This window comes from Rhizobium sp. SJZ105 (assembly GCF_007828365.1).
Lineage (GTDB): Bacteria > Pseudomonadota > Alphaproteobacteria > Rhizobiales > Rhizobiaceae > Agrobacterium > Agrobacterium tumefaciens.
In genome coordinates this window covers 434067-460262 of sequence record NZ_VIUP01000003.1, presented here as the reverse complement: position 1 = coordinate 460262, position 26196 = coordinate 434067, and the positions used below count along the sequence as shown (strand labels likewise).

At 59.2% G+C, this 26196-nt stretch carries 24 protein-coding genes; 12 read left to right on the top strand and 12 right to left on the bottom strand.

Going from position 1 to position 26196, the window contains the following annotated elements:
- Positions 1-50: 50 nt before the first annotated feature.
- From FB593_RS14275 to FB593_RS14245, 7 genes are all read left to right on the top strand, one after another.
- Entirely contained in the window at positions 51-1262 is a 1212-nt protein-coding gene (locus tag FB593_RS14275) for a pyrophosphate--fructose-6-phosphate 1-phosphotransferase (protein ID WP_003513264.1), read from the top strand.
- A 51-nt stretch (positions 1263-1313) separates the two neighbouring features.
- Positions 1314-1949: a LysE family translocator gene (locus tag FB593_RS14270; RefSeq protein WP_025594056.1), complete on the top strand. Its 636-nt coding sequence runs from the start codon at positions 1314-1316 to the stop codon at positions 1947-1949.
- Between the two features lie 125 nt (positions 1950-2074).
- A complete protein-coding gene (locus FB593_RS14265) occupies positions 2075-3154 on the top strand; it encodes a lytic transglycosylase domain-containing protein (RefSeq protein ID WP_145166697.1) in 1080 nt (359 codons plus the stop codon).
- A 294-nt stretch (positions 3155-3448) separates the two neighbouring features.
- Positions 3449-4699 (top strand): DUF3419 family protein, encoded by a 1251-nt coding sequence (locus FB593_RS14260; RefSeq protein WP_065659182.1) that lies wholly within the window; start codon positions 3449-3451, stop codon positions 4697-4699.
- Positions 4696-5412, top strand: a complete 717-nt coding sequence (locus FB593_RS14255; RefSeq protein ID WP_013636524.1) for a class I SAM-dependent methyltransferase — start codon at positions 4696-4698, stop codon at positions 5410-5412. Before FB593_RS14260 ends, FB593_RS14255 begins: the two co-directional genes overlap by 4 nt.
- 245 nt (positions 5413-5657) lie before the next feature.
- Positions 5658-6437 (top strand): GH25 family lysozyme, encoded by a 780-nt coding sequence (locus FB593_RS14250; protein WP_013636525.1) that lies wholly within the window; start codon positions 5658-5660, stop codon positions 6435-6437.
- A 122-nt stretch (positions 6438-6559) separates the two neighbouring features.
- Entirely contained in the window at positions 6560-7786 is a 1227-nt protein-coding gene (locus FB593_RS14245; RefSeq protein ID WP_003513276.1) for a lytic murein transglycosylase, read from the top strand.
- 465 nt (positions 7787-8251) lie between these two features.
- On the opposite strand, the gene metF is transcribed toward FB593_RS14245, so the two are convergent.
- From metF to ettA, 3 genes are all read right to left on the bottom strand, one after another.
- Positions 8252-9157 carry a methylenetetrahydrofolate reductase [NAD(P)H] gene (gene metF, locus FB593_RS14240; RefSeq protein ID WP_162633713.1) on the bottom strand — a complete coding sequence of 302 codons (906 nt, stop codon included), beginning with the start codon at positions 9155-9157 and terminating at the stop codon, positions 8252-8254.
- 1 nt (position 9158) lies between these two features.
- Positions 9159-10172: an ArsR/SmtB family transcription factor gene (locus tag FB593_RS14235; protein WP_112673569.1), complete on the bottom strand. Its 1014-nt coding sequence runs from the start codon at positions 10170-10172 to the stop codon at positions 9159-9161.
- Between the two features lie 163 nt (positions 10173-10335).
- Complete coding sequence (gene ettA, locus FB593_RS14230) at positions 10336-11985, bottom strand: energy-dependent translational throttle protein EttA (RefSeq protein WP_003513287.1); 1650 nt, start codon at positions 11983-11985, stop codon at positions 10336-10338.
- Between the two features lie 127 nt (positions 11986-12112).
- Between ettA and FB593_RS14225 the strand changes: the two genes are divergently transcribed.
- The 4 genes from FB593_RS14225 to FB593_RS14210 all read left to right on the top strand — a co-directional run bounded on the left by FB593_RS14225 (position 12113) and on the right by FB593_RS14210 (position 16883).
- Positions 12113-13084: an alpha/beta fold hydrolase gene (locus FB593_RS14225; protein ID WP_174075427.1), complete on the top strand. Its 972-nt coding sequence runs from the start codon at positions 12113-12115 to the stop codon at positions 13082-13084.
- Positions 13085-13184: 100 nt separating this feature from the next.
- Positions 13185-14387, top strand: a complete 1203-nt coding sequence (locus FB593_RS14220) for a CaiB/BaiF CoA transferase family protein (RefSeq protein ID WP_145166696.1) — start codon at positions 13185-13187, stop codon at positions 14385-14387.
- Entirely contained in the window at positions 14384-16051 is a 1668-nt protein-coding gene (locus FB593_RS14215; protein ID WP_162760785.1) for a thiamine pyrophosphate-binding protein, read from the top strand. Before FB593_RS14220 ends, FB593_RS14215 begins: the two co-directional genes overlap by 4 nt.
- Before the next feature lie 67 nt (positions 16052-16118).
- A complete protein-coding gene (locus tag FB593_RS14210) occupies positions 16119-16883 on the top strand; it encodes a HugZ family protein (RefSeq protein WP_113472947.1) in 765 nt (254 codons plus the stop codon).
- 211 nt (positions 16884-17094) lie between these two features.
- On the opposite strand, the gene FB593_RS14205 is transcribed toward FB593_RS14210, so the two are convergent.
- From FB593_RS14205 to FB593_RS14195, 3 genes are all read right to left on the bottom strand, one after another.
- Positions 17095-17436 (bottom strand): RidA family protein, encoded by a 342-nt coding sequence (locus FB593_RS14205; RefSeq protein WP_003513295.1) that lies wholly within the window; start codon positions 17434-17436, stop codon positions 17095-17097.
- Between the two features lie 49 nt (positions 17437-17485).
- Positions 17486-17824: a TIGR01244 family sulfur transferase gene (locus tag FB593_RS14200; RefSeq protein ID WP_003513297.1), complete on the bottom strand. Its 339-nt coding sequence runs from the start codon at positions 17822-17824 to the stop codon at positions 17486-17488.
- A 142-nt stretch (positions 17825-17966) separates the two neighbouring features.
- Entirely contained in the window at positions 17967-18800 is an 834-nt protein-coding gene (locus tag FB593_RS14195) for an aldose 1-epimerase family protein (protein WP_145166695.1), read from the bottom strand.
- 156 nt (positions 18801-18956) lie between these two features.
- On the opposite strand from FB593_RS14195, the gene FB593_RS14190 reads away from it, so the two are divergent.
- Positions 18957-20348: a L,D-transpeptidase family protein gene (locus tag FB593_RS14190; RefSeq protein WP_065702338.1), complete on the top strand. Its 1392-nt coding sequence runs from the start codon at positions 18957-18959 to the stop codon at positions 20346-20348.
- A 70-nt stretch (positions 20349-20418) separates the two neighbouring features.
- Here FB593_RS14190 and FB593_RS14185 read toward each other — a convergent pair whose 3' ends face one another.
- The 6 genes from FB593_RS14185 to FB593_RS14160 form a co-directional block, all read right to left on the bottom strand.
- Complete coding sequence (locus tag FB593_RS14185) at positions 20419-21624, bottom strand: MFS transporter (protein ID WP_019565262.1); 1206 nt, start codon at positions 21622-21624, stop codon at positions 20419-20421.
- Positions 21625-21670: 46 nt separating this feature from the next.
- The gene (locus tag FB593_RS14180; protein ID WP_210246037.1) at positions 21671-22318 is read right to left on the bottom strand and encodes a TetR/AcrR family transcriptional regulator; all 648 of its coding nucleotides are present in this window, start codon (positions 22316-22318) and stop codon (positions 21671-21673) included.
- A 59-nt stretch (positions 22319-22377) separates the two neighbouring features.
- The gene (locus FB593_RS14175; RefSeq protein WP_145166693.1) at positions 22378-23094 is read right to left on the bottom strand and encodes a ParA family protein; all 717 of its coding nucleotides are present in this window, start codon (positions 23092-23094) and stop codon (positions 22378-22380) included.
- A gap of 160 nt (positions 23095-23254) precedes the next feature.
- Positions 23255-23638, bottom strand: a complete 384-nt coding sequence (locus tag FB593_RS14170; RefSeq protein ID WP_145166692.1) for a hypothetical protein — start codon at positions 23636-23638, stop codon at positions 23255-23257.
- Positions 23639-23647: 9 nt separating this feature from the next.
- On the bottom strand, positions 23648-24793 hold the full coding sequence (locus FB593_RS14165) for an iron-containing alcohol dehydrogenase (protein WP_003513312.1): 1146 nt from the start codon (positions 24791-24793) through the stop codon (positions 23648-23650).
- Positions 24790-26178: an aldehyde dehydrogenase family protein gene (locus FB593_RS14160; protein WP_145166691.1), complete on the bottom strand. Its 1389-nt coding sequence runs from the start codon at positions 26176-26178 to the stop codon at positions 24790-24792. Before FB593_RS14160 ends, FB593_RS14165 begins: the two co-directional genes overlap by 4 nt.
- Positions 26179-26196 lie beyond the last annotated feature (18 nt).

Below are 26196 nucleotides of genomic sequence, written 5' to 3'. Positions count from 1 at the left end.
CGCATCCCTTTGCCAGACATATCTTTCTATCCAAGCAAAGGAGAGCCACGATGGCCAAACAGAAAGTCGCAATGCTGACCGCGGGTGGCCTTGCTCCCTGTCTCTCTTCAGCCGTTGGCGGCCTGATCGAGCGTTATAGCGACGTCGCGCCTGATATTGACATTGTGGCCTATCGTTCCGGCTATCAGGGCGTGCTTCTGGGCGACCGGATCGAGATCAACAAGGACATGCGCGAAAAGGCGCATCTGCTGCACCGTTATGGCGGATCGCCGATCGGCAACAGCCGCGTAAAGCTCACCAACGCTGCCGATTGCGCCAAGCGCGGGCTGGTGAAAGAGGGTGAAAATCCGCTGCGCGTTGCCGCCGAACGGCTGGCTGCCGACGGCATCACCATTCTCCACACCATCGGCGGCGACGACACCAACACGACGGCCGCCGACCTTGCCGCCTATCTCGGCGCCAACGGTTACGATCTGACCGTCGTCGGGCTGCCGAAGACCGTGGATAACGACGTGGTTCCGATCAGGCAGTCGCTCGGCGCATGGACCGCGGCCGAAGTGGGCGCTTCCTTCTTCGACAATGTCAGCAACGAGCAGAGTGCTGCGCCGAAGACCTTTGTCATCCACGAAGTCATGGGCCGCCATTGCGGCTGGCTGACGGCTGCGACCGCCCGCGCCTACATCCAGAAGACCAACGGCAATGAATATGTCGAAGGACTGATGATGAACACGCAGATGAAGAACATAGACGGCATCTACCTGCCGGAAATGGCGTTCGACATCGAAGCGGAAGCCGAACGGCTGAAGGCGATCATGGACAAACACGGCTACGTCACGTTGTTCGTTTCCGAAGGTGCGGGGCTCGATTCCATCGTTGCCGAACGCGAAGCCGCCGGTGAGGCCGTCAAGCGCGATGCCTTCGGCCATGTGAAGATCGACACCATCAATGTCGGCGGCTGGTTCCAGAAGCAATTCGCCGGCCTCATCGGCGCCGAACGCTCCATGGTCCAGAAATCCGGTTACTTCGCCCGCTCCGCTCCCGCCAATGGCGACGATCTGCGCCTCATCCAGGGCATGGTCGATCTTGCCGTCGAAAGCGCGCTGAACAAGGTCTCGGGCGTCACCGGCCACGACGAAGACCAAAAGGGTAAATTGCGGACCATCGAGTTTCCGCGTATCAAGGGCGGAAAGCATTTCGACCTGTCTGCAAAATGGTTTACCGAAGTGATGGAACACGTCGGTCAACCGTTCACAGCGGCCTAATTTTACGATAGGCTGGATAAAGCGGCGACAGGGAGGGCAAGGAGGAAGAGAATGTCTGGACAGGCGTGGCTGGTTTTTTGTGCAGCATGTGCCGTTGTGTTCGCACTTCCCTCTCCCCTTGTATTCTCTGTCGCCTCCTATGCCGCTATCCGCGGCAGAAAAACGGTGTTTGCCTCTGTCACTGGCGGCGCGCTTGGCATCGTCACAGCTATGACGATATCTGCGATTCCAGCGGCTGGCCTTGCCTATCTGCCGCATGCCTTTGTGGAAATCGTTCAGTGGACGGGTATCGGCTGGCTGATTCTTTTCCTGTTATGGACCTTTGCCACCCCCGCCGCCCAGGCAGCCAATGCAGACAATGACAATCTGCCCGGCAAATCATCCAGCGGCATTTTCCGTGATTGCTACGCCATTGCAGCGTTGCGTCCGCGCTATTTCATGTTCTTCCTGGCACTGTTGCCGCAATTCGTTTCCACCTCCGGCAATGCGGTCGAAACGCTGGCCGTAGCGCAGGCCGCAATCCTGTTGCTGGCACTTGGCATTCTGGCAGCGCAGGCACTCTTTGCCGGCTCCACGCTGGCACTGGTGCGCCGCATGTCCGGCAACAAAAAAATCCGGCCGAAATACCGCACTCACTTCATTTCTGGCCGTGCCGTCAGCGCCGGATACCGCCGCATCGCCGCCTGAAAAACCGCGATGCCACGTCCCGGCTTGCCGCTATCCTTACAATAGGTTAATGAAGGCTCGACGGGACACTGCCTGCTTCGCTCGACGCGGGGGTATCGACAGACAGGCATAACGAAGGCGGCAACATGCGAAATTCGGCAAAATTCCGCGGAAGAAGCGCACTTCTTCTGTCTTCCACGGTGGGCCTTGCACTGGCTTTGGCCGGATGCACCAGCGTCGAATATGCCGCAAAGGAAGGGCCGAACGGCCCGAAAATAGCCGCAGTCAACCAGACCGCACCGGCACAAGCCTCCGCACAGTCGGAAACGGCTGGTACCCCGGCTGATACCGCCGCACCGGCAGTCCATGCCACTGACGTGGCAGCCTCTTCCCAGCCCGAATCGCTTCCAACCGTCGCTGCCGTCAAGGGTGGCCGCGTGGCGCTGCCGCCGGCAGCCGAAATTGCAGCGGCAGTGGCGAGCCCAACCCAAATGCAGCCACAGCAACAACAGACAGAGGTCGCGCAGGCAACGGTAACGACAGCCGCGCCGACGACGGCTGCGGCTCTTGCACCGCACGCCACAACGCCGGCAGCCGCAGCGATCGAAACCGCAAGTGCCGCCGCGAAACCGGCGGCCCACAACTCTGCCGCCGACCTGCCGCAGGTGGTTGCCGTCAAGGGCAGCTTCCCGCCCGCACCGCCGCCGCCCGGAACGCCGTCGATCGGTACCGAACTGACCGCGGAACGGAAAGTCATTCCCCTGCCGAAGCCGGACAGCACGGTTCTGGCCTATGCGGCCGGTCCGACCAACGCCGCCCTTGCCGCTATCCGGCAGAACGAAACGATGACGGCGCCGTACAAATCCGCGCCGGCCGGACGTGAAAAGCTGAGCGGGCTTATTTCGAAATACGCTGTCATGTATAATGTGCCGGAAGATCTGGTGCATCGCGTGGTGCAGCGTGAAAGCAGATACAATCCCGGCGCCTATAATGGCGGCCACTTCGGCCTGATGCAGATCAAGCACGCCACGGCCCGCTCCATGGGCTTTGATGGCCCCGCCTCTGGCCTGTTCGATGCCGAAACCAACCTCAAATATGCCGTCAAATATCTGAGCGGCGCCTGGCTTGTTGCCGACAACAACCGGGACAATGCTGTCAGGCTTTATGCACGCGGTTATTATTACGATGCCAAGCGCAAGGGCATGCTGCACGTTCTGCGCAAGTAAGCCTTTGAGCAGAGCCGGGACTGCAATGCGGCAAAGCGGCTTTTCTTAAAAACGTCGAGCACGTCACTTTTGTCATCCTCGGGCTTGTCCCTGGGATCTGCAAGCTTTTGATTTTACGATATGTGCTTAGATCCTCGTTACAAGCCCGAGGATGACGTCACATCCAAATCTAAGCTTGAGACCTGAGTTGGTTTCACACCGCCTTTTCGATTCGTTACGTCGGCCCACAACCCCTGTCATCAAACTGTAGCGTCGTGACTGTAGACGCCTCTCAATCTATTGAGAGGTGAACATATGACGAGTGCGGCACCCAAGACCGGCTTCAGCAAGAATACGAAACTGAAGTCCGCATTGCTCCAGCACAAGGCGCTCTCGAAAAGCGGTTTTTCCGAACGGTTCTTCGGGGTTCTCTTTTCCGGTCTGGTTTATCCGCAAATCTGGGAAGACCCGGAAATCGATATGGAAGCGATGGAGCTTGCTGAAGGCCACCGCATCGTCACCATCGGCTCGGGTGGCTGCAACATGCTGGCCTACCTCTCCCGCAACCCTGCCAGCATCGATGTGGTGGATCTTAACCCGCATCACATCGCCCTCAACAAACTGAAGCTTGCCGCCTTCCGCCATCTCCCGGCCCATCAGGATGTGGTTCGCCAGTTCGGCCGCGCCAATACGCGCAGCAATAGTCACGGCTACGACCGATTCATCGCCGACCATCTCGACGACACGACCAAGGCCTACTGGTCGAAACGCACCCTATCCGGCCGTCGCCGCATCTCGGTATTCGACAGGAACATATACCGCACCGGTCTGCTCGGCCGTTTCATCGGCGCCGGCCACCTTATGGCGCGCCTGCATGGCGTCAAGCTGACCGAAATGGCCAATAGCCGCACGCTGGATGAACAGCGTCGGTTCTTCGACAGCAAGGTCGCACCGCTGTTCGACAAGCCGGTGGTGCGCTGGCTGACGAAGCGAAAAAGTTCGCTGTTCGGCCTTGGCATTCCACCCCGCCAATATGACGAGCTGGCAAGCCTTTCCAGCGACGGCACCGTCGCCTCCGTCCTCAAGGAGCGGCTTGAAAAGCTTGCCTGCAACTTTCCGCTCAGCGACAATTATTTCGCCTGGCAGGCCTTCGCGCGCCGTTATCCCGAGCCGCATGAGGGTGCTCTTCCCGCTTATCTCAAGCGGGAATATTACGAGACGATCCGCGACAACACCGCCCGCGTTGCCGTGCACCACGCCACCTATACCGAGCTGCTTTCCAAAAAACCGGCAAACGGCGTCGATCGCTACATTCTGCTCGATGCGCAGGACTGGATGACGGACGTGCAGCTCAATGAATTGTGGTCGCAGATCAGCCGCACCGCCGCTCCCGGCGCCCGCGTCATTTTCCGCACCGCTGCCGAAAAGAGCGTGATCGAAGGCCGTCTCTCGGCCGATATCCGCAACCAGTGGATCTATCTAGAGGAACGCTCCAATGAGCTCAACGCCATGGACCGTTCGGCCATCTATGGCGGCTTCCATATCTATCAGAGGGCTCTGGCATGAAAACCATCGGCGAGAATGTCGGCCTTGCGGATGAGGCGCATGCGAGCCTGATGGACCGCATGTATCGCCACCAGCGGCATATCTACGATATTACCCGCAAATATTACCTTCTGGGCCGCGACAGGACCATTTCCGGCCTCGACGTGCCCAAGGGTGGCACGCTGCTTGAAGTCGGCTGCGGTACCGGCCGCAACCTGCTGCTGGCCAGCCGCAAGTTTCCGGAAGCAAGACTGTTCGGTCTCGATATCTCCGCCGAAATGCTGCTGACCGCATCCGAGAATTTTACCGGAAAGACGGAACGCCCCGTTCTGCGCGTGGCCGACGCCACCGCTTTCCGCGCCGCAGAATTCGGTCAGCCGGACGGTTTCGACCGAGTCATGATCCCCTATGCGCTTTCGATGATACCGGACTGGGAAAAGGCGATCGAACAGGCGCTGACAGCTCTCAAGCCCGGCGGCTCGCTGCACATCGTCGATTTCGGCCAGCAGGAACAATTGCCCAAGTGGTTCCGCGCACTTCTGCAGGCATGGCTCACCCGCTTCCACGTCACGCCCCGCGCCAATCTCCGTTACGTTCTGGCCAACATGGCAGGCCGTTTTGACGGTAATCTCGAATTCGAGGAGATTGCCCGGGGTTACGCCTGGCGGGCCATCATCACGCTTCCGGTCGCCGAAGTGCAGCCAAAAGTCAGCCGTATTCTGGCAGACGCCTGATCCTCAAGGGTTAAGGCGCCTCGCCTCTGCAAATGCGGGCGAGACGCTGCCAGCCAGCGGTCCTACAAGTATACGCCACTGGGACTGAAAGACCGCAAATCTCTTGGAATCCAGCGACTTGCGAGCCGAAAAAACGCCACTGCCCCTTGCCATAACGGCTTGTTTACCATGTTATGGGTAAATCGGGAGACGCGGCGCGCCATTTTGCGGCTGCGGATGGGCAACAATAATTCATCAGGGTTCCAATGCGGCTGCGTCTATCGGCACTTTTGTCGGCTATGTTGTTGATCGGCGGCTGTACGTCCACGAGCTATGACCTGCTTGAAACCGCGTCTGTTTCCAAGCCGAAATTCTCCGATACCGACCCGCAGGATTTTGGCACGAACAACCCGCATCGCCACGAGGTGCATGGCATCGACGTGTCCAAATGGAATGGCGACGTCGACTGGCGGACCGTTCGCAAATCCGGCGTTTCCTTCGTCTTCATCAAGGCCACCGAAGGCTCAGACCGCATCGATCCGAAATTCGGCGACCATTGGCGCAGTGCGGCGGCGGCAGATATCCTGCACGCGCCATACCATTTCTACTACTTCTGCTCGACGGCAGACGCTCAGGCCGACTGGTTCATCAGCAACGTGCCAAAGGAAGCCGTCACCCTGCCGCCGGTTCTCGATGTGGAATGGAACCCCTCCTCCCCCACCTGCAAGACGCGCCCGGCCCCTGGCATCGTCCGCGCCGAGATGCAGCGTTTCCTCGACCGCCTCGAGGCCCATTACGGCAAGCGCCCGATCATCTACACCTCGGTCGACTTCCACCGCGACAACCTCGTTGGCCAGTTCAAGAATTACCATTTCTGGGTGCGCTCCGTCGCCGCGCATCCCGCCAAGATTTACGAAGACCGGCAGTGGGCCTTCTGGCAATATACGGCCACCGGCGTCGTGCCCGGCGTCAACGGCCCAACCGACATCAATGTCTTCGCCGGAAGTGAGAAAAACTGGCGGAAATGGATCGCTTCGGCCAAATAATACGGCCAAGAAGCAACACATTCGAAAAATCGGCGTTCTTCTGCACCGGCAGATCGCTGGACCCGTTTTTTTGTCGCAAACATGTGGGTAAAGCGGGCTAACAACCTATCGAGGAAATTCCCATGCCCACTTTTCGGTCGCGCAGCATCATTTTTGCCGCCGCTCTGTCGCTTCTCTCCACCGGCTCCGCCCTTGCCACACCGCCTGTGGCCTCGCCTGACGATCCAAAGCAGGTTGCCTGCGGCGGTGATCTCGGCGCATTTCTCGAGGGCGTGAAGGCTGAGGCCGCTGCCAAGGGTGTTCCGGCGGCTGCCATCGAAAAGGCGCTGGCCGGCGCGCAGATAGACCCCAAAGTGCTTTCACGTGACCGCGCACAGGGCGTCTTCCGCCAGACCTTCCTCGAATTTTCCCAGCGCACTGTCAGCCAGGCCCGTCTCGATATCGGCCGCAAGAAGCTGCAGGAGCTGTCATCGACCTTTGCCCGTGCCGAGAACGAATTCGGCATACCGGCTGGCGTCATTGCCGCTTTCTGGGCCATGGAGACCGATTTCGGTGCCGTCCAGGGCGATTTCAACACCCGTAACGCGCTGGTGACCCTCTCGCACGATTGCCGCCGCCCGGAACTCTTCCGTCCGCAATTGCTGGCGCTCATCGAAATGGTCCAGCACGGCGATCTCGACCCCACGTCCAACACGGGTGCATGGGCCGGTGAAATCGGCCAGGTACAGATGCTGCCCAAGGACATCATCGCCTTCGGCATCGATGGTGATGGCGATGGCCATGTCAACGTCAAGAGCAGCGCACCGGATGCAATCCTCACGGCGGCGAAATTCATCCAGCACCTCGGTTTCAAGAAGGGCGAACCCTGGATGCAGGAAGTTTCCGTACCGGAAAACCTGCCCTGGGAGAAATCCGGCCTCGGCGGTTCGCTCACCGCCGGTGACTGGTTTACCCTCGGCGTGACCCCGCGCGACGGTAACAAAAATTTCGCCTCCCTGCCCGCAGCCCTCATCATGCCGCAGGGCCGCAAGGGACCGACCTTCCTCACCTATCCCAACTTCAACATCTATCTGGAATGGAACCAGTCGTTCATCTACACGACCTCGGCTGCCTATTTCGCCAACCGTCTGATGGGCGCCCCTGTCTATAACAAGGGCAATCCCGATCCGGGCTTCGATGACGCGACGATGAAAGAGTTGCAGACCAAGCTTGAAGCGCGCGGCCACGATGTTGGCAAGGTGGATGGAATTCTCGGTTCCGGCACCCGCGTCGCCATCCAGAAGGAACAGCAGCGTCTCGGAATCCCTGCGGATGGATGGCCGACCCAGGCACTTCTCCAGGCGCTTTAACCTGTGTTAATCGCACCTTCGGGCCTTTAATCTATCGGCCGGAATCAAGGCTTAAACTGTTAATCTCGACCGGATGACTGGGGATAACACCCCGGTCATTTACTTTTTTTAAAGATATGAAGCACTGCGTGATGAGAAAATAATCTTTTATTTTCAATGAATTACAGAATTTACTTTTTTAAGCGGCCACAAAGCATGCTGCACCGCATCACAGAAACCGCTTTTCAAGTGCCACAAAACGGTCATATTATCGAACCTGTCAACAACAGGAGGCACCCATGGGACTTACAAAATCTCTCAATGCCTTGGCAGTCGGTTTGGCGTTTTTGTTCGTAGCGATGATGCTTTTCATCTGACGAGACGTGAAGACCAAACGCAGAAAAGAACCGTAGATGACACGAGTTTGAAAAGCGCAGGTCCTGTAGGGCCTGCGCTTTTTTCCTGTCGTAAATGGGATATCTGAAATCAGGCGGCGCTGCGGCGCAAACGCTCAAGACCGAGGTTCTCAAGCACCGCATCGACCAGCGGCGCACGGTTCATGGTGTAGAGATGGAACTCGTTGACACCGCGCCGTTGAAGATCGGCGATCTGCTCGGCAGCAACTTCCGCCGCAACGCGGGCGCGTCCCTCGAGATCGTCATCATAACCTGCAAAACGCTCATCCAGAAAACTGGGCACACTGGTACCGCAGCGGCCGGCGAAACGCTTGAGCTGGGTCAGGTTCTGGATCGGCATGATACCCGGAACCACCGGAATGGTGATGCCCGCAGCCGTAACCCGCTCCATGTAGCGCTCGAACACGTCATTATCGAAGAAGAACTGCGTCAGCGCCCGCGTTGCGCCGTTGTCCGCCTTGCGCTTCAGCATATCGATATCGACCGCATCGCTGGCGCTCTCCGGGTGCTTTTCGGGATAGGCAGAAACGGAAACCTCGAAATCGCTGATATCGCGTAGCCCCTTCACCAGGGCGGCAGCATTCTCGTAACCTTGCGGATGCGGCCTGTAATCCGTGCCGATACCGGTCGACGGATCGCCGCGCAGCGCCACGAAATGGCGAACGCCAGCATTGCGAAACTCTTCAACGACCTGATGCACGTCGTCACGGCTGGCATCAACGCAGGTCAGGTGCGCGGCGGTCGGCAGATGACTGTCACCGATCATCCGGCGCACCGCATCCAGCGTCGGCGCCTTGGTGGAACCGCCCGCGCCATAGGTGACGGAGACGAAATCCGGATCCCATTTCTTCAGCTCGGCAACCGTTTCCCAGAGCTGGTTCTCCATCTCGGAGTTCTTGGGCGGGAAAAACTCGAAAGATAACCGGATATCCCCCCGGATTTCGCCATTGTGGCGCGCGGTTTCCGACCTCAACATATCATGCCCTCCCGGCAGCAAGTAAAACGGCCTCTTGCACCACATCGTCTGCCATCAGCAGCCGCTGGTCGCGGGCAACCCATATCGTGACGTCCAAGGATTCATCGGACGCCCGTTCAGAATGAAGATCGACGGCGCGGTCGAGCACGAGCCCGGCCTTTTTCAGCCATTCATCCATAAGCGGATGCGAAAAGCCGAGCCGCACATGCGCATGCTCATCACGAAGATGCTCGAAGGAATGCGGTGCAAGATCGATGACGATCAGCCGGCCACCGGGACGCAACATACGGGCGGCTTCGGAAAGCGCGATCTCCGGCTGGTCGAGAAAATGCAGGACCTGATGGATGACGATCAGATCGAAATCCTGGCCTTCCAGCGGCAGGTTGAGAATATCACCATGGCGAACGGATGCATTGACCACGCCCGCCTTGTCCAGATTGGAGCGCGCCACCGACAACATGTCGCGGCTGGCATCGACCCCGATTGCCCGGCGATAGATGCCGCTCAGAAGCTGCAGGATGCGGCCCGTCCCGGTACCGAGATCGAGCAGCGAGTCGATCGGGGTGGTTCCGACCAGCTTCAGCAATGCCCCTTCCACGGCCTCGTCGCTCACATGCAGGCGGCGCAACTCGTCCCAGGCGGAGGCATTGCGGCTGAAATAATCCTGCGCCCGCTCCGCCCTCACCCGCTTGACGGTGGCAAGGCGTTCGTTGTCGCGCTGGAGAACGGCGTCAGAGGGCGATGCGGCGCCCAGCAGCTGCCTGATAACAACGGCGGGCTCGCCATCCTGCCGCAGGCGGAAATAGGCCCAGGCGCCCTCCTGATACCGCTCGATCAACCCTTCTTCAGTCAAAAGCTTGAGATGACGGGAAATACGGGGCTGCGACTGGCCGAGAATTTCGGTGAGATCGGTGACGGTCAGATCGCCGGCCGCCAGAAGCGCCAGCAAGCGAAAGCGCGTCGGCTCGCCGGCCGCCTTCAAGAGATCCACCAATTTATCCAAACCGAACGCCACGTCTGCCGCACCTTGCAATCTAATCAACATATAAAGATATCTTTATGTCGGCGTCACGCGAGATGCAAGCGCAATTTGCCACGCTCTCCCCTCAAGCCCCATTTATTGCATCAAAAAAGGCCCGCTTTTGGGCGGGCCTTTCTGAAGTGATCCGAGAACAGGATTAGCGCGTCAGGCGCTTGTAGCTGACGCGGCCGGGCTTGATGCTTTCCGGGCCGAGACGACGGACCTTGTCCTTTTCATAGTCTTCGAAGTTGCCTTCGAACCATTCCACGTGGCTGTCACCCTCGAAGGCGAGGATGTGAGTGGCCAGACGGTCGAGGAACATGCGATCGTGGCTGATGATAACGGCGCAACCGGCGAAGGCTTCCAGCGCTTCTTCGAGCGCTGCCAGCGTTTCCGTATCAAGGTCGTTGGTCGGTTCGTCGAGCAGCAGCACGTTGCCGCCTGCCTTCAGCATCTTGGCAAGGTGAACGCGGTTACGCTGACCACCGGAGAGGTTGCCGACCTTCTGCTGCTGATCGCCGCCCTTGAAGTTGAAGGCGCCGCAATAAGCGCGGGAGTTCGTTTCGAACTTGCCGAGCTTGATGATGTCGTTGCCGCCGGAGATTTCCTCCCAGACGGTTTTGTCACCCGCCAGCGTATCGCGGCTCTGGTCGACGTAACCAAGGTGCACGGTCTCACCAATGGTCACCGAACCGCTATCGGGCTTTTCCTGACCGGTGATCATGCGAAACAGCGTGGTTTTACCCGCACCGTTTGGGCCGATGACGCCGACGATGCCGCCCGGAGGCAGCTTGAAGGTGAGGTTTTCGATCAGAACCCGGTCACCATAGGACTTTGTGAGGTTTTCCGCCTCGATAACGACGCGGCCCAGACGCTCGGCGACCGGAATGACGATCTGCGCGTCGCCGGGACGGCGATTTTCAGCGGCTTCCACCAGTTCGTCATAAGCGCGGATACGCGCCTTTGACTTCGTCTGGCGAGCCTTGGGGCTGGAAGCGATCCACTCCTGTTCGCGGCTGATGGCCTTCTGGCGCGAGGCATCTTCGCGGGATTCCTGCTGCATGCGCTTGGCTTTTGCCTGCAGATAGGCGGAATAGTTGCCTTCGTAGGGAATACCACGGCCACGGTCGAGTTCGAGAATCCAGCCGGTGACGTTGTCGAGGAAGTAGCGATCGTGGGTGATCATCATCACGGCGCCGGGATAGTCGCGCAGGTGCTTTTCGAGCCAGGCGATGGTTTCGGCGTCAAGATGGTTGGTCGGTTCGTCGAGCAGCAGCAGGTCAGGCTGCGAAAGCAGCAGCTTGCAGAGCGCCACGCGGCGACGCTCACCACCCGAAAGGCCGGTTACTGCCGAGTCGCCAGGCGGGCAACGCAGCGCATCCATGGCCATTTCGACCTGATTTTCCAGATCCCACAGGTTCTGGCTGTCAATGATGTCCTGAAGCTTTGCGCCCTCATCCGCCGTTTCGTCGGAATAGTTCATCATCAGCTCGTTGTAGCGGTCGACGATTGCCGTCTTGCTCGCCACACCTTCCATGACGTTTTCCATCACCGTCTTGTTTTCGTCGAGCTTCGGCTCCTGCTCGAGATAACCGAGAGTCGCACCCTCAGCGAGCCAGGCCTCACCGGTATATTCCTTGTCGAGACCGGCCATGATCTTCAAAACGGTCGACTTACCGGCACCGTTCGGACCGAGGATACCGATCTTGGCATCTGGATAGAAGGAGAGATGGACGTTCTCAAGAACCTTCTTCGCGCCATAGGACTTGTTCAGCCCGGCCATGTGATAGATGAATTGACGTGCCATTGTAGCGAATGCTCCACATCGGATTTTAAAGAGTACGTATCGGGAAATTTGCCGCTATGTAGGGTAAATAGGACCTTGGGGCAACCTCTGGCACGATTATGACCCCATGATTATGACAAGGGATACCATGGCAGGCACGGGCGAAAGCATGAATGAGACGACGGATGACTTGACGTTCAGCCGGATTGAGAGGCTCGACGCTCCATCAGGCGCATCCATCGCCTTTCGCCACCAGCCCTCTGCCCTTTCTCCGGCGCGCGGCGTGCTGATGATCTGCCACGGCCTGGTGGAGCACGCCGGCCGTTACCGCCGTTTTGCCGATGTCATGGCAAAGCAGGGTTTCGAGGTCTATGCCCACGATCATCGTGGCCATGGCCGCACAAAGGCTGCCGATGCGCCGATTGGCCGCTTCGCCTGGAAGGACGGAGCCGAGAAGGTCGTTGCCGATGTCATGGCGATGCGCCGGATGGTCGGCGAAAGACATCCCGGCCTGCCGGTCATCCTGTTCGGCCATTCCATGGGCGGCCTTGTGGCGCTCAACACCGCCGTCAGCCATCCGGATGCCTTTGATGGTCTGTCCATCTGGAATTCCAACCTCAATCCCGGTGTCATGGGCCGTCTTGCACAGATTGTGCTGCGCCTTGAAAAGATGCTGAAAGGCTCTGATGTGCCGAGCGCCATCCTGCCCAAAGCAACCTTCCGTGCCTGGAATGCCAGAATGCCGGAAAAACGCACTCATGCGGACTGGCTGAGCCATGACAGGGCAGCGGTGGACGCTTATGTGGAGGATCCGCTTTGCCAGTTCGAGGCCAGCGTCTCCCTGTGGCAGGATGTTTTTGAATTGTCCTATCGTGCGCCGAGGCTCATCGAACGCCTGCCGAAGACGCTGCCGATTTTGCTTGTCAGCGGCGATCAGGATGCCGCGACCAATGACGGCAAGGAGATCGTCTGGCTTGCCGAACGCTTCCGCAAAGCGGGTTTCGGCCATGTCGAACACACGATCTATCGGGGCATGCGCCACGAAACCCTGAACGAGATCGGCTGGCATGCCGTGGCTGCGGATTTCGCCGCCTGGTGCAGCCGCGTCGTTGGCAACTGACGAGCCTTTGCCGAAACGGAATAAGTCCATGAGATAAAATCACATGCGGCAATGCGGGGAGACGTCTATAAACCGGCAAGCAGAAAACACCGGGGGACAAATGACCGAAACGCCGAACAGGAAACCGCCACTATCAGGCATTCGCGTCATCGAACTGGCGCGTGTTCTGGCCGGTCCCTGGGCGGGGCAGATGCTGGCCGATATGGGTGCGGATGTCATCAAGGTCGAGAATCCTGAAGGTGGAGACGATACCCGCGCATGGGGTCCGCCCTTTGTCGAAAGCGCCGATGGCGAAAACCTCTCCGCCGCCTATTACCATGCTACCAATCGCGGCAAACGCTCCATCGTCGCCGATCTCAAGACGGCGGAAGGCTGTGCGCTGGTGCGGCGGCTCGTGCGAACCGCCGATGTTGTCATCGAGAATTTCAAACGCGGCGGGCTTGCCAAATATGGCCTCGACTATGAGAGTCTCAGGGTTCTCAATCCGAAGCTGATCTATTGCTCTATCACCGGCTTCGGCCAGACCGGGCCCTATGCCGATTTCGCCGGATACGACTATATCGTGCAGGGCATGTCCGGTTTCATGTCGATCACCGGGGAACCCGACGGTCAGCCTATGAAGGCGGGCGTTGCGGTTGCCGATATCTTCACCGGCATCTATTCCGTGTCAGCCATTCAGGCCGCGCTGATCCACGCCATGCGGTCAGGTGAAGGCCAGCATATCGACATGGCGCTTCTGGACGTGCAGTCGGCCGTGCTCGCCAACCAGAATATGAATTACCTGATTTCCGGCAATGCCCCCGTCAGGCTCGGCAACGCCCATCCGAATATTTCCCCCTATGAGGTGGTGCCGACGGCTGATGGTTTCCTGATCCTCGCGGTCGGCAATGACGGCCAGTTCCGCCGTCTCTGCAAGATCCTCGGAATCGAGGCGACCGCCGATGACGAACGTTTCGCCACCAACAAGGCGCGCGTGGCACATAAGGCAGAGGTGCGGCGGATCGTTTCCGCCGAAACGCTCAAATGGCAGAAGCGCGATCTTCTGACCGCTTGCGAGCAGAACGCCGTACCGGCCGGGCCAATCAACTCCATCGAGGAAATGTTCGCCGATCCACAGGTTCAGGCACGCGGCCTGCGTGTTGATCTCGAGGCGCAGGATGGCACCGTCATCCCCGGTGTACGGACACCGATTATCATGTCACAGACGCCGCTGCGTTACGAACGCCCGAGCCCGAAGCTTGGCGAGCATCAGGCGCAAGTGCTGGCCGAACTGGAAAACATCGAAAGGACCACGACGCCATGAAAGCAACCGGAATGAAAAGAACAGGCGGACAACTGATCGTCGAAGCGCTGAAAGCCAATGGCGTCTCCCGCGTTTCCTGCGTTCCCGGTGAAAGCTATCTGGCGGTGCTGGACGCGCTCTATGAAAGCGGCATTGAAACCGTGGTCTGCCGCCAGGAAGGCGGCGCTGCCATGATGGCCGACACCTGGGGCAGACTGACCGGCGAACCCGGCATCTGCATGGTAACACGCGGTCCCGGCGCAACCAACGCCTCTGCCGGCCTGCATATCGCAAGGCAGGATTCCATTCCGATGATCCTGTTCATCGGCCAGGTACAGCGCGAAGCCCGCGAGCGTGAGGCGTTTCAGGAAGTGGAATATCGCCGCGCCTTTACCGAATTCGCCAAATGGGTGGGCGAGATCGACGATGCGCGCCGCATTCCGGAATTCGTCACCCGCGCCTTTGCCGTCGCCACCTCCGGCCGCCCCGGCCCCGTGGTGCTGACGTTACCCGAAGACATGCTGGTTGAAGAGGTTGAAGCCCCCGAGGCAAAGCCCTATACGCCGGTCGAAGCGCATCCCGGCCCGTCGCAGATCGCCGCTTTCTCAAAAATGCTGGGCGAGGCCAAGCGGCCAATCTTCATCATCGGCGGCACACGCTGGTCCGAAGAAAGCGTCGCAAGCTTCACGGCTTTTTCCGAAAAGAACAAACTGCCCGTCGGCTGTTCCTTCCGTCGCCAGATGCTGTTCGATCACTTGAGCCCGTCTTACGCGGGCGATGTCGGCATCGGCATCAACCCGGCCTTGGCGAAGGAAATCAAGGAAGCCGACCTCGTGGTGCTGCTCGGCGGTCGCCTCTCGGAAATGCCTTCCTCCGGCTACACGCTGATCGACATTCCCTACCCGTCGCAAAAACTTGTCCACATCTACCCGGAAGCCGAAGAGCTTGGCCGCGTCTATCGCCCCGATCTCCCAATCTGCGCCTCACCGGATGATTTCGTCGCCGCCCTTTCTTCCGTAACGCTCCCCGATAACGCGGCCTGGGCGGACCGCACGGCCACCATGCATTCGGCTTACCTCACCTGGTCGACACCGCCGCAGACCGGTCCGGGCGCGGTGCAGATGGGTCCGATAATGGACTGGATCGAGGCCAACGTGCCGGATGATGCCATCTTCACCAATGGCGCGGGCAACTATGCCACCTGGGTGCACCGCTTCCACCGCTTCCGCCGCTTCAACACTCAATCGGCGCCGACCTCCGGCTCGATGGGGTACGGCCTGCCGGCGGCCGTGGCCGCCAAGCACCTGTTTCCCGAGCGCGAGGTGATCTGCTTTGCCGGTGATGGCTGCTTCATGATGCATGGGCAGGAATTCATCACCGCCGTGCGGTATGGCCTGCCGATCATCACCGTGCTGGTCAATAACGGTACCTACGGCACGATCCGCATGCATCAGGAGCGGGAATATCCCGGCCGCGTCAGCGGCACCGATCTCGTCAACCCGGATTTCGCGGCCTTCGCCAAGGCCTATGGTGGCCACGGCGAAACGGTCGAAAAAACGCAAGACTTCGCCGCCGCCTTCGAACGCGCCCGGGCAAGCGGCAAGCCCGCCATCATCGAGGTGAAGCTGGATGCCGAAGCGATCACGCCAACCCGCACGCTGACCCAGATCAGAAGCCGGACCTGATATTGCGCATGGACATGGCTCCGGCATGGTGTAAATCCTGACTAGAACATACAGGTTAGGAAACGACATGCCGGATGCAGCCCCTCCCGTCATCACCCCACGTGGCGCAAAGATCGAACCTTCGGCCGGTGCGCCATTCGAGGCCGTGCGCGTGGCACGCGATGTCCTGCACACATCCCGCACTGCGGCGCTCGCGACCCTCGATCCGGTCAGCGGTTATCCCTATACGACCGCCACCAATATCGGCATCGAGCCGGATGGTACGCCTTTCTTCTTCGCGGCGGGCCTGACGCTGCATGCCCGAAACATGGAGGCCGACCCGCGCATCTCGTTGACACTTGCCCCCTTCGGCCAGGGTGACGCGCTGACGCTGCCCCGGCTGACACTGGTAGGCAATGCGGAACTGATCGATCCGGAAGAAGTGCCACTTGCCAGACAGCGCTACATCGACCGCTATCCCAAGGCAAAACTCTACCTCTCTCTTCCCGATACAAGGCTCTACCGGCTGCGGACAGAGGGCGTGCAGATCAATGGTGGCCCTGCCCGCAACGCCAGCAACATCACACCTGCCGATCTGCGCAGTGACCTTTCCGGCGCGGAACAGCTGATGGCTGCGGCAGCGGACGAGGCCGCGCGCCTCAACGCCATCAAGGGTGAGGCATCACGGCTGGCCGCTCTTGCGGGTGCGAAAACCGCACGCTGGAAAATCACTTCCATAGACCCTGATGGTATCGACCTCGCCTCAGCCAACGACCTGGCACGGCTGTGGTTTGCAGAACGGGTGAAGACGTTGAAGCAGCTTGAGAAGGCGCTCGCCCAGCCAGTGAAGTGATGGGCGCAAGCGATTCACAAACCTGGGACAATCGCCTCTCCTCCGTCATGCTCGGGCCTGTTCCGAGCATCTGCTACCTATCAATTTGCGATACGTGATTGGCTCCTCGGGACAAGCCCGAGGATGACAAAACGAGCGTTTCGAATTTTCCCAACAAAAAAGGCCGGGCTGCATTCCGCAACCCGGCCTTTTCTCAAAATCAAACCGTTACTCAGAGAGCAGCGGTAACGATGAACTCAACTTTGTAGTCCGGAGTAGCAAGCGCCGCTTCGCTGGTGGCGCGGGCCGGCGGGTTTGCCGGGTCGATCCAGCCTTCCCAGACGGCGTTCATTTCACCGAAGGTGGACATGTCGGAGAGGTAGATGATGGTCTGCAGGATCTTCGACTTGTCGGAACCGGCAGCGGCCAGCAGACGATCGACTTCAGCCAGCGCCGACTTGCTCTGATCGGTCACGGACACGCCCTCACCGACCTGGCCAGCCAGATAAACGGTGTTGCCGTGGATGACGGCGCCGCTCATGCGCTTGCCCGGTTCGATACGCTTGATGGTCATGGAAAACTCCTGTTGATTGGCTTTAGAAAATCGAATTATCCGCGGAAAATCAGCCGCGCAGGTGGTGGGTCTTTTCGTAGATCGCGGTCGAGCGCGCGCCGGAACGGCAATAGCCGAGCATCGGGCGCTGCAATTCGTCAAGCGCATCCACCATGCCGGTAACCGCATCCGCATCGACGCCGTAGCGGCCAACCGGTACATGCACGATGGTCAGGCCAAGCTGTTCGGCACGCTCGGCAATATCGGCGAAAAGCGGCTGGCCTTCTTCTTCGCCATCCGGGCGGTGGCAGACGATCGACTTGAAGCCGAGTGCCTTGACCTCGTCGAGATCGGCAACGCTGATCTGTCCCGTGACCGAATATTCGTCGTCTATGCGCCTGATATCCATAATAATGCCTCCGCTTAAACCGGCGCCTTGGCGCCGCTGGCACGCTGTCGCCACTGTCTGAAATCCGCATCCGATGTAAGGGCTCAAAACCCTTGCGTCAATGATGCGGCGCCTTCATTCGGTACGCCATTCAGTCCCCTATTCAGAGGATGGAAAAGCGAAGACCATAGGAGCGGCTTTCGCCCGGCTGCAGCATATTGAACTCGCCGGCGGCCTCAAGCTCGCCGCGCCCCACCCAGCGGTGCGAAACCGGTTCGATGCCAAGCACATTGGCCGGATCCTTCTGGTTCCGCCACATCTGCAGATAGGGCAACGTCTCCGTGCCGAAACGTACTTTCAGCGTCTTGCCACCAATTGTAGCAATCGGACCGAGCGCAAGTTCCGCCCATTCGTCCTGACCGGCGGGAACACAGAACACCGTGCCCGGCTCCTCGCCAAAGCGCCAGCCATGACCACCGCCATCGAGCATGGCACCTTCTAGCCGAACGTCCTCGTCAAACAACCGCGCGCCAACATTCATGTGGTGCATCAGAAAGACCGGGATCGGCCGCGAACTCGTATTGACGATCCGGTCATCGAGGCTCACTTCTCCGCTTTCGCCATCGATGCGCCATGTCCGCTCGAGAAGGGCCGTGCCGCCATCGGCAAGGTTCACGGGAACCTCGGCACGCGCCAATGCATTGGACTCATGAACGTCGAAGGCAACTATCTTGGCGGGATGCGCGGAGAAGGACCCATGCAACGGATATCGACGCCCCTCGCCCTCACCGCCGATCGGTTCGGGATGGCGGATATGATCGGGACCGCAGGTGAACAGAAAGCCTTCCAGCGAATGGTCAATGCGCGGATCGCCATCATCTGGAATGGCACGGCCGGGCGCGATGTCGATACCATCGACAACACAGGCGCCAATATCGAAAACGGAGGTTTCATCGAGGAAAATGCGTGGCGATTTGCCGGCCTGAAACGAACGCAAGACAACCTCCCTGTGGCAGTAAAAGCGCAATAATCACGGAAACGCTACTAACCGTGACGTAAATTAAGATTGCTTTAACCGTGAATTCACCTTTTTCACAATAGGGTCAAGATTACGGTGTGTTTATCGGTGAACGAAGTAAGGGATAGCAGAATCGTGAAACAGTTTGTTAACGCAGCTCTGGGTCTGGCGATTGCCTTGGCGGCGGTTTGCGCGCCTCTACAGGCTGGCGCGCAGCAGCGTTATGGCTATCAGGAACAGCCGGTTCTGGTGACGCCGGATGGCCGTGTTCTCGATTTCGTGCCCCAACGTGGCGACATCGTCATCAGTCGCGACAATATGGGCCGCACGGTATTTTATGACCGGTACGGCAACCTGCTGGCCACTGAAATGCCGTCAGGCTATCAGCAGCGGCAACAGGTACAGCAGCGCGACACAACCTATTACCCCCCCGCCCCCGGCGGTGAATATCGTGAGCCGCAGCGCGATTACGGTTATCAGGATAATAGAAGCGTGCGCGATTACCGCGAATATCGCGGCAATGGTTCCGGCGATGATGTCTATACCGGCTCGGTTCCCGGCCCGGGCGCTGTCGAAAGCGCGCCGCTCAACCAGCCGATGCCCGAAGAAAGCACCACGGCTGCCGTTCCGCAGCCGCAGCACCTGATCGAGCGCCACACGCCCGTCACCACACCGGTCAACAGGTCTCGCCAGGAGATCGTGGCACTTCAGACCTTCCTCGACCGCGAAGGCATCTCGCCCGGCGTGATCGATGGCAAGATGGGCGACAACGTCAACAAGGCGATTGCCGCCTGGCAGGACATGACCGGCGAAAAGCTCGACCCGAACAATTCCGAGGACATTCTCGAGCGTCTGCGCGCCTCCGGCGGCATGCCGATCGTCGATTATACGATCACCGCAGCCGATGCAGCCGGCCCCTATGTCGCTTCCATTCCGGATGACTATGCGGAGAAGTCGCAGCTACCCGCCCTCTCCTTCACCTCCACGTCGGAGGCGTTGGCCGAACGCTTCCACATGGACGAGACCTATCTGAAAGAACTGAACCCCGGCATCGATTTTTCCGTGCCCGGCACCATCATCAAGGTCGTCAATCCGGGGGAACCGAAAAAGGGACAGGTGGCCCGCATCGTCGCGCATAAGGGAATCAAGCAGGTCTTCGCTTATGGAGAGGATGGTGCTCTGATCGCCGCCTATCCCGCCACCATCGGTTCTACGGACACGCCTTCGCCAAGCGGCACACACACCGTCGAGCGCGTCGCGCTTAATCCGGGTTACACTTACAATCCGAAGATCAACTTCAGGCAGGGCCAGAACGACAAGATCCTGCAAATTCCGCCCGGTCCAAACGGCCCTGTCGGCACAGTCTGGATTGCCCTTTCCAAACCGACCTACGGTATCCACGGCACGCCGGAACCCTCGAAGATCGGCAAGACCAACAGCCACGGCTGTATCCGCCTCACCAACTGGGATGCGACGGAGCTGGCAAAAATGGTCCGACCCGGCGTCGTGGTTGAGTTCGCGGAATAGGATTGACCGCGAAGACGAATTGCAAAAGCCCGGCGGATGCCATTCCGCCGGGCTTTTTCGTTGATGAATGTTATCCGCGCTTTTCAGTCAGGAAGTAAAGCAGCGCCGCCGCTGGTAAAGCAAAGCCGACCCAGGACGCAGCACCCCATTCCCCGACGGAATAGGCCCAGCCGCCGACGGCAGAGCCAATCGCACCGCCCATGAAAAATGTCGCCATGTAGACGCCGTTCAGACGGCTGCGGAATTCGGCGCCGAGCGTGAAGATGGCGCGCTGACCGAGCACCAGATTGGTGGTGACGCCGAAATCGAGAACGATGGCGGCGACCACGAGAATGCCAAGTGCCAGATGCGATCCTTCGGGTGCAAGATGCGTGACGGCGAATGACAGCGCCGCTGCCACCATCGCGGCAAAAGTAGCGGCATAGGTCCAGCCCCGGTCAGCCATGCGCCCCGCAATCGGCGCGGCGACGGTGCCTGCTGCACCGGCAAGGGCAAACAGCGCAATCTGGCCCTGGCTGAGATTGAAATGCGGCCCGCTCAGATAAAGCGGCGTCGTCGTCCAGAACAGGCTGAAGGCCGCAAACAGGAAGGCGTGATAGATCGCCCGCCGCCGCAGGATAGGCGTATGGGCGGCAAGCCTGCCCATGGAGGCCATCAACGCCCCATAACCCAGCCTTGCCTCAGGCACACGAACGGGCAAAAGGCGATAGAGCACAACGGCGAGAATTGCCATGACGCCAGCCGAAGTCAGGAACACGCCGCGCCAGGAGACCACTTCCGACAGGAGGCTGGAGACCGGGCGCGCCAGCATGATACCCGCCATCAATCCGCTCATGACATTGCCGACCACCCGCCCTCGAACAGCGTGCGGCGCCATGTGCGCCGCATAGGGAACGATAACCTGCACCGCGACCGAACTGATACCCACCAGAAAGGCGGCAATCAGAAAAGGCGCCGCATGCGGAGCGAAAGCCGCCGCGAGGAGCGCAAGCACCGCCATCGAAACGGTGCTGACGACCAGCCTGCGATTCTCGACCAGATCGCCTAGCGGCACCACGAAAAGCAGGCCGACGCCGTAACCGATCTGCGTCAGGGTCACGATCAGACCGGTTGCGCCGGCAGACAGGCCAAGCTCCGCCCCGATGATGCCGGCAAGGGGCTGGCCATAATAAAGATTAGCCGCAATCAGTCCGCAGGCGGTAGCCAGTAGAAAAGTCAGGGCCGGGGAAATGGATGTTTCGTAAACATCCTCCCCTTCAACTACACGCGTCGTCATCATTTTCTCCAATATGGAAACGAATGTTTCCTAAATAGCCACAAAATTAGTCGGCAAGTTTCAGGGCGATATCCACCACGGCCGTCATCTCTTCCAAACTGCGCCCGGTCTTTCCCACCACCCGCATGCCGTACATCATGCACAACATCGCTCTGGCGAGATCATCGGGATCAGTCTTCGACTGCACTGAACCGTCCCTCTGCCCCTCAGCCACAAGCCGGGCAACGATCCGCTCCCTCGCCTTCACCGCCCGCTCGACCACGACAGCGATATCGTCGTCCAGTGCGGCTAGATCGGCGGCGGCGCCAACCACGAGGCATCCATCCGAACCGGTGGCACCGTGCGACCGTTCCGCATAAAACATCAGGCCGGCTCGCAAACGCTCGTAACCGGTATCATAACCGGCAACGGCGGCTTCAAACCGCTCCGTCTGCAAGGTCCTGTAGCGCTCCATCGTCGCGATGAAGATGGATTTCTTGTCCTTGAAAGCCTTGTAGAGACTGCCCTGCGCCAGTTCCATCGCATCTGTAAGATCACCGACAGAGGTGGCGTGATACCCGCGCCTAGAAAAAACACGGATTGCTCCATCAAGCGCGCGGTCGATATCGAACTCGCGCGGCCTGCCGCGATGGCGTTGTTCCGGGGAATTGGTGTGGGTGGTATCGGTCATGATCGCAATATAGGAAATGATCATTTCCAAATCAAGCAAAAATAATGCCCGCACCTCCAGCAGTCCGGGCATTGGCAGTGTTTTCAAGCCGCCTTGCGGGTGAAAAAGCGCGCGGGTTGGGTGCCCAACCGCGACAGGGGTTTCGGCAAAAGGCATAGCAACTCGCTCGCGAATGCTTTCGCATTCTCCACCGCCTTGTCGATATTGCTGACCTTGTCCTTGTCGAGACAGAGAAGCGTTCCGCCATAATCGAAGATATCGCGATAAGCCGCTCTTTCGACAATCGGCGTATTCAGAACCGAAACGTTCTTCTCGGCCAGCAGCATTTTGACAAGCAGCAGCGAGCGGGTCGCCACCATGGCATTGACCCGCGTCAGCACGATGGAGTGGGCGATCGCCTTGCCCATCTTGCGGTTCAGGAACTCGATATGGTCAAGAACCTCGGCAGCCCCACGCGCATCCATGGCGCAGCCCTGCACCGGTATCAGCACATGATCGGAAATACCAAGCGCCATGGTCAGAAGCGGGTTTTTCGCTCCCGGCAGATCGATGATGAAACAGTCGGTATTGGCACTGTTTTCGCGGATATGCCCCTCGAGAGACGCCATCGTCACATGCGAAATTACCGAGAGATTTTCGATCTCGCCTGATAATTCGCGCCAGCGGGAAATCCACAATTGCGGATCGGCATCCAGAACCGTCACACGGTGGCCGCTGCGGGCAAGTTCGGTTGCCAGAAGCAATACGGCAGTTGTTTTTCCCGCGCCGCCCTTGGTGTTGGCAAAAGTAATGACAGGCATGATATCCCCTGATGATCAGAGCTGTTTCATGCTCATTCACGCACCGAACCAATCATGGTGCTTTCCATAACCTTAACGAACATGGTTAAGAAAAGGCTAAGATTGTTTGTGGGGACAACAAAAAGCCCGCGATAATCGCGGGCTTTTGCCATCTGATTGATCACGCCAGCTTTCGGCAGGAACCCACATCGTCCGCGCGCAGGCGGCCGGCTTTTAGATCCTCGTACTTCGGCAAGTTCAGGGAACTGCCCAGCCTTTTCTCAACGGTTGCACGATCAAGCGTAATCATGCGTCCGGCGCTCGTGAAGGACACCATGCCGTTCTTTCCAGAATACGCCATAGTCGCGCGCATTTCACAGAAATAGCGGTCTGAACCCCTGGACAAATTCCATCCCCGGATTCCCGCCTTATTGCTCGACAGAGCTCCGACTTTGTAACCCTGACCGGAAAGTTCCTTGAAAGAAGCGGCCTGCGCCAAAAGGGGCAGGCTTAGAAACGCCACTGCGAGCAATGGCGAAAAAACTGAAAATCTCATGGCTGCCATAACTACCCTTTAAAAGCAGTCCTCAAACAATTTCCTGGTATTCTCCAGCGTCATTGGCACCGGATTGCCGCCGCAGCTCGGATCCTTGATCGCTTCTGCCGCCAGTTCGTCAATGCGGTCAGGCTTAATGCCCATGGCGGTCAGGTTATCAGGCACGCCGAGTTCCTTGCGAAGCTCCAGCACATAATCATAGAAACCATCGAAACCGCCCGAAATGCCGAGATATGCGGCAGCGCGGGCAATCTTGTCTTCGATGGCCGGGCGGTTGAAACGCAGCACGGCCGGCATCACGACCGCATTGGTCATGCCGTGATGGGTGTTATAGACAGCGCCGATCGGATGCGAGAGCGAGTGAATGGCGCCGAGACCCTTCTGGAAGGCAACCGCCCCCATCGCAGCCGCCGCCATCATATTGGTGCGCGCTTCGATATCCGTGCCGTCCTTATAGGCGCGCGGCAGAAATTCCTTGACCAGACGCAGGCCTTCAAGCGCAACGCCGGCGCTCATCGGATGGAAGAACGGCGACGAATAGGCTTCGAGGCAATGGGCAAAGGCGTCCATGCCCGTGCCTGCCGTGATGACCTTCGGCATGCCGACAGTAAGCTCCGGATCGCAGATGACGACGCCGGGCAAAAGCTTAGGATGGAAGATGATCTTCTTCACATGGGTCTGCGAATTGGTGATGACGCTGGCGCGGCCAACTTCCGAACCGGTGCCCGCCGTCGTCGGAACCGCGACGATGGGCGCAATCTTCGAGGCGTCCGCCCGCGTCCACCAGTCACCGATATCCTCGAAATCCCAGACCGGGCGCGTCTGCCCGGCCATGAATGCGATGGTCTTGCCAAGATCGAGGCCGGAACCACCGCCGAAGGCGACGACGCCGTCATGGCCGCCATCGCGATAGGCTTTTACGCCGGCTTCCATGTTGATTTCGTTGGGGTTCGGATCGACATCGGCGAAGATCGCCCGGCCGAGCCCAGCCTCTTCCAGTACATCGAGCGCATGCGCGGTAATCGCCATATTGGCAAGGCCGCGATCCGTGACGAGAAGCGGCTTCTTGATGCCGAGCGTCTTGCAGGCTTCCGCCAGTTCCTTGATCCGGCCACGGCCAAGCTTGACGGCGGTAGGATAGCTCCAGTTGGCGACGATATTCATTTCGTGACTTTCTTCAGATGGTAGGATTTCGGTCGGGTCAGGTTCTGGAAACCGAGAACGGAGAGCGAGCCGCCACGGCCCGTTTCCTTCACGCCTGTCCAGCAGAGCGCGGGATCGAGATAATCCGCACGGTTCATGAACACGGTGCCAGTTTCGATCTCACGGCCGATACGCCCGGCACGCGCTGCATCCTGCGTCCAGAGCGAGGCGGTGAGGCCATATTTGCTGTCATTCATCAGGGCGATGGCCTCGTCGTCGTTCTTCACCTTCATGATGCCAAGAGCGGGGCCGAAGGTTTCTTCGGTCATGAACTCCATGGAATGATCGACATTGACGAGCACTTGCGGAGCGACGTAAGCGCTCTCGCCGTCATCGGCAGGGAAAAGCTTGGGATCGACCAAAGCCTTGGCGCCCTTTGAGACGGCATCAGCGATCTGTGCGCGCACCACCTTGGCGAAACGCTTGTTGGCCATCGGCCCGAGTGTCGTTTCCTGTTCCAGCGGATTGCCGAGCTTGTAGTTGGACACCCACGCCACGGACTTCTCGACGAATGCGTCATAGAGGTTTTCGTTGACGTAGATACGCTCGATGCCGCAGCAGCATTGTCCGGAGTTATAGGTCGCGCCATCCATCAGCGTATCGACGGCAGCGTCGAGATCAGCATCCTCCATCACATAGCCGGGGTCCTTGCCGCCGAGTTCAAGCCCGAGACCGGTGAAGGTGCCGGCAGCAGCGCGCTCAATGACTCGGCCGCCTTCCACCGAACCGGTGAAGTTGACGAAATTGAACAGGCCTTCGGAGATCAGCGCCGAGGTCGTGCCGTGATCGAGGAAGACATTGATGAAGACGTCGTCAGGCACGCCCGCCTCGACGAAAGCCCGCACCATCCGCTCGCCGACGAGAAGCGTTTGCGCCGCATGTTTGATGACGACTGTGTTGCCGGCCATCAGAGCCGGGGCAACGGTATTGATCGCCGTCATGTAAGGATAGTTCCACGGCGCGATGACGAAGACCACGCCATGTGCTTCGCGCTCGATGCGGCGTTCGAAATTGCCGCTTTCCTCGATGACGAGCGGCGCCAGCGCATCCGCCGCAATGGAGGCGACATAATTGGAGCGCTCGTTGAAGCCCTTGAACTCGCCGCCATAACGAACCGGGCGACCCATCATATGCGCCAGTTCCGGCACCACCTCGGCCACCATTTCGTTAAGGCGCGCCACACCTTTGAGAACCAGCTGAACGCGGTCCTCAAGCGGACGTCGCGCCCAGTCCTTCTGCGCCTTGCGCGCTTTCGAAACGGCGGCGCGCGCCGATTCCAGCGACATCGCCTCCCGCTCGGCATAAACCGAGCCGTCGATGGGCGAGATATTCTGGATCATGGTCATGATGTTTTCCCGTAATGA

Coding starts and splice junctions, on each gene's coding strand:
- FB593_RS14275 (WP_003513264.1), top strand. CDS start 51: ATGGCCAAACAGAAAGTCGCAATGCTGACCGCGGGTGGCCTTGCTCCC.
- FB593_RS14270 (WP_025594056.1), top strand. CDS start 1,314: ATGTCTGGACAGGCGTGGCTGGTTTTTTGTGCAGCATGTGCCGTTGTG.
- FB593_RS14265 (WP_145166697.1), top strand. CDS start 2,075: ATGCGAAATTCGGCAAAATTCCGCGGAAGAAGCGCACTTCTTCTGTCT.
- FB593_RS14260 (WP_065659182.1), top strand. CDS start 3,449: ATGACGAGTGCGGCACCCAAGACCGGCTTCAGCAAGAATACGAAACTG.
- FB593_RS14255 (WP_013636524.1), top strand. CDS start 4,696: ATGAAAACCATCGGCGAGAATGTCGGCCTTGCGGATGAGGCGCATGCG.
- FB593_RS14250 (WP_013636525.1), top strand. CDS start 5,658: ATGCGGCTGCGTCTATCGGCACTTTTGTCGGCTATGTTGTTGATCGGC.
- FB593_RS14245 (WP_003513276.1), top strand. CDS start 6,560: ATGCCCACTTTTCGGTCGCGCAGCATCATTTTTGCCGCCGCTCTGTCG.
- metF (WP_162633713.1), bottom strand. CDS start 9,157: ATGTTGAGGTCGGAAACCGCGCGCCACAATGGCGAAATCCGGGGGGAT.
- ettA (WP_003513287.1), bottom strand. CDS start 11,985: ATGGCACGTCAATTCATCTATCACATGGCCGGGCTGAACAAGTCCTAT.
- FB593_RS14225 (WP_174075427.1), top strand. CDS start 12,113: ATGGCAGGCACGGGCGAAAGCATGAATGAGACGACGGATGACTTGACG.
- FB593_RS14220 (WP_145166696.1), top strand. CDS start 13,185: ATGACCGAAACGCCGAACAGGAAACCGCCACTATCAGGCATTCGCGTC.
- FB593_RS14215 (WP_162760785.1), top strand. CDS start 14,384: ATGAAAGCAACCGGAATGAAAAGAACAGGCGGACAACTGATCGTCGAA.
- FB593_RS14210 (WP_113472947.1), top strand. CDS start 16,119: ATGCCGGATGCAGCCCCTCCCGTCATCACCCCACGTGGCGCAAAGATC.
- FB593_RS14205 (WP_003513295.1), bottom strand. CDS start 17,436: ATGACCATCAAGCGTATCGAACCGGGCAAGCGCATGAGCGGCGCCGTC.
- FB593_RS14200 (WP_003513297.1), bottom strand. CDS start 17,824: ATGGATATCAGGCGCATAGACGACGAATATTCGGTCACGGGACAGATC.
- FB593_RS14185 (WP_019565262.1), bottom strand. CDS start 21,624: ATGACGACGCGTGTAGTTGAAGGGGAGGATGTTTACGAAACATCCATT.
- FB593_RS14180 (WP_210246037.1), bottom strand. CDS start 22,318: ATGATCATTTCCTATATTGCGATCATGACCGATACCACCCACACCAAT.
- FB593_RS14175 (WP_145166693.1), bottom strand. CDS start 23,094: ATGCCTGTCATTACTTTTGCCAACACCAAGGGCGGCGCGGGAAAAACA.
- FB593_RS14170 (WP_145166692.1), bottom strand. CDS start 23,638: ATGGCAGCCATGAGATTTTCAGTTTTTTCGCCATTGCTCGCAGTGGCG.
- FB593_RS14165 (WP_003513312.1), bottom strand. CDS start 24,793: ATGAATATCGTCGCCAACTGGAGCTATCCTACCGCCGTCAAGCTTGGC.
- FB593_RS14160 (WP_145166691.1), bottom strand. CDS start 26,178: ATGACCATGATCCAGAATATCTCGCCCATCGACGGCTCGGTTTATGCC.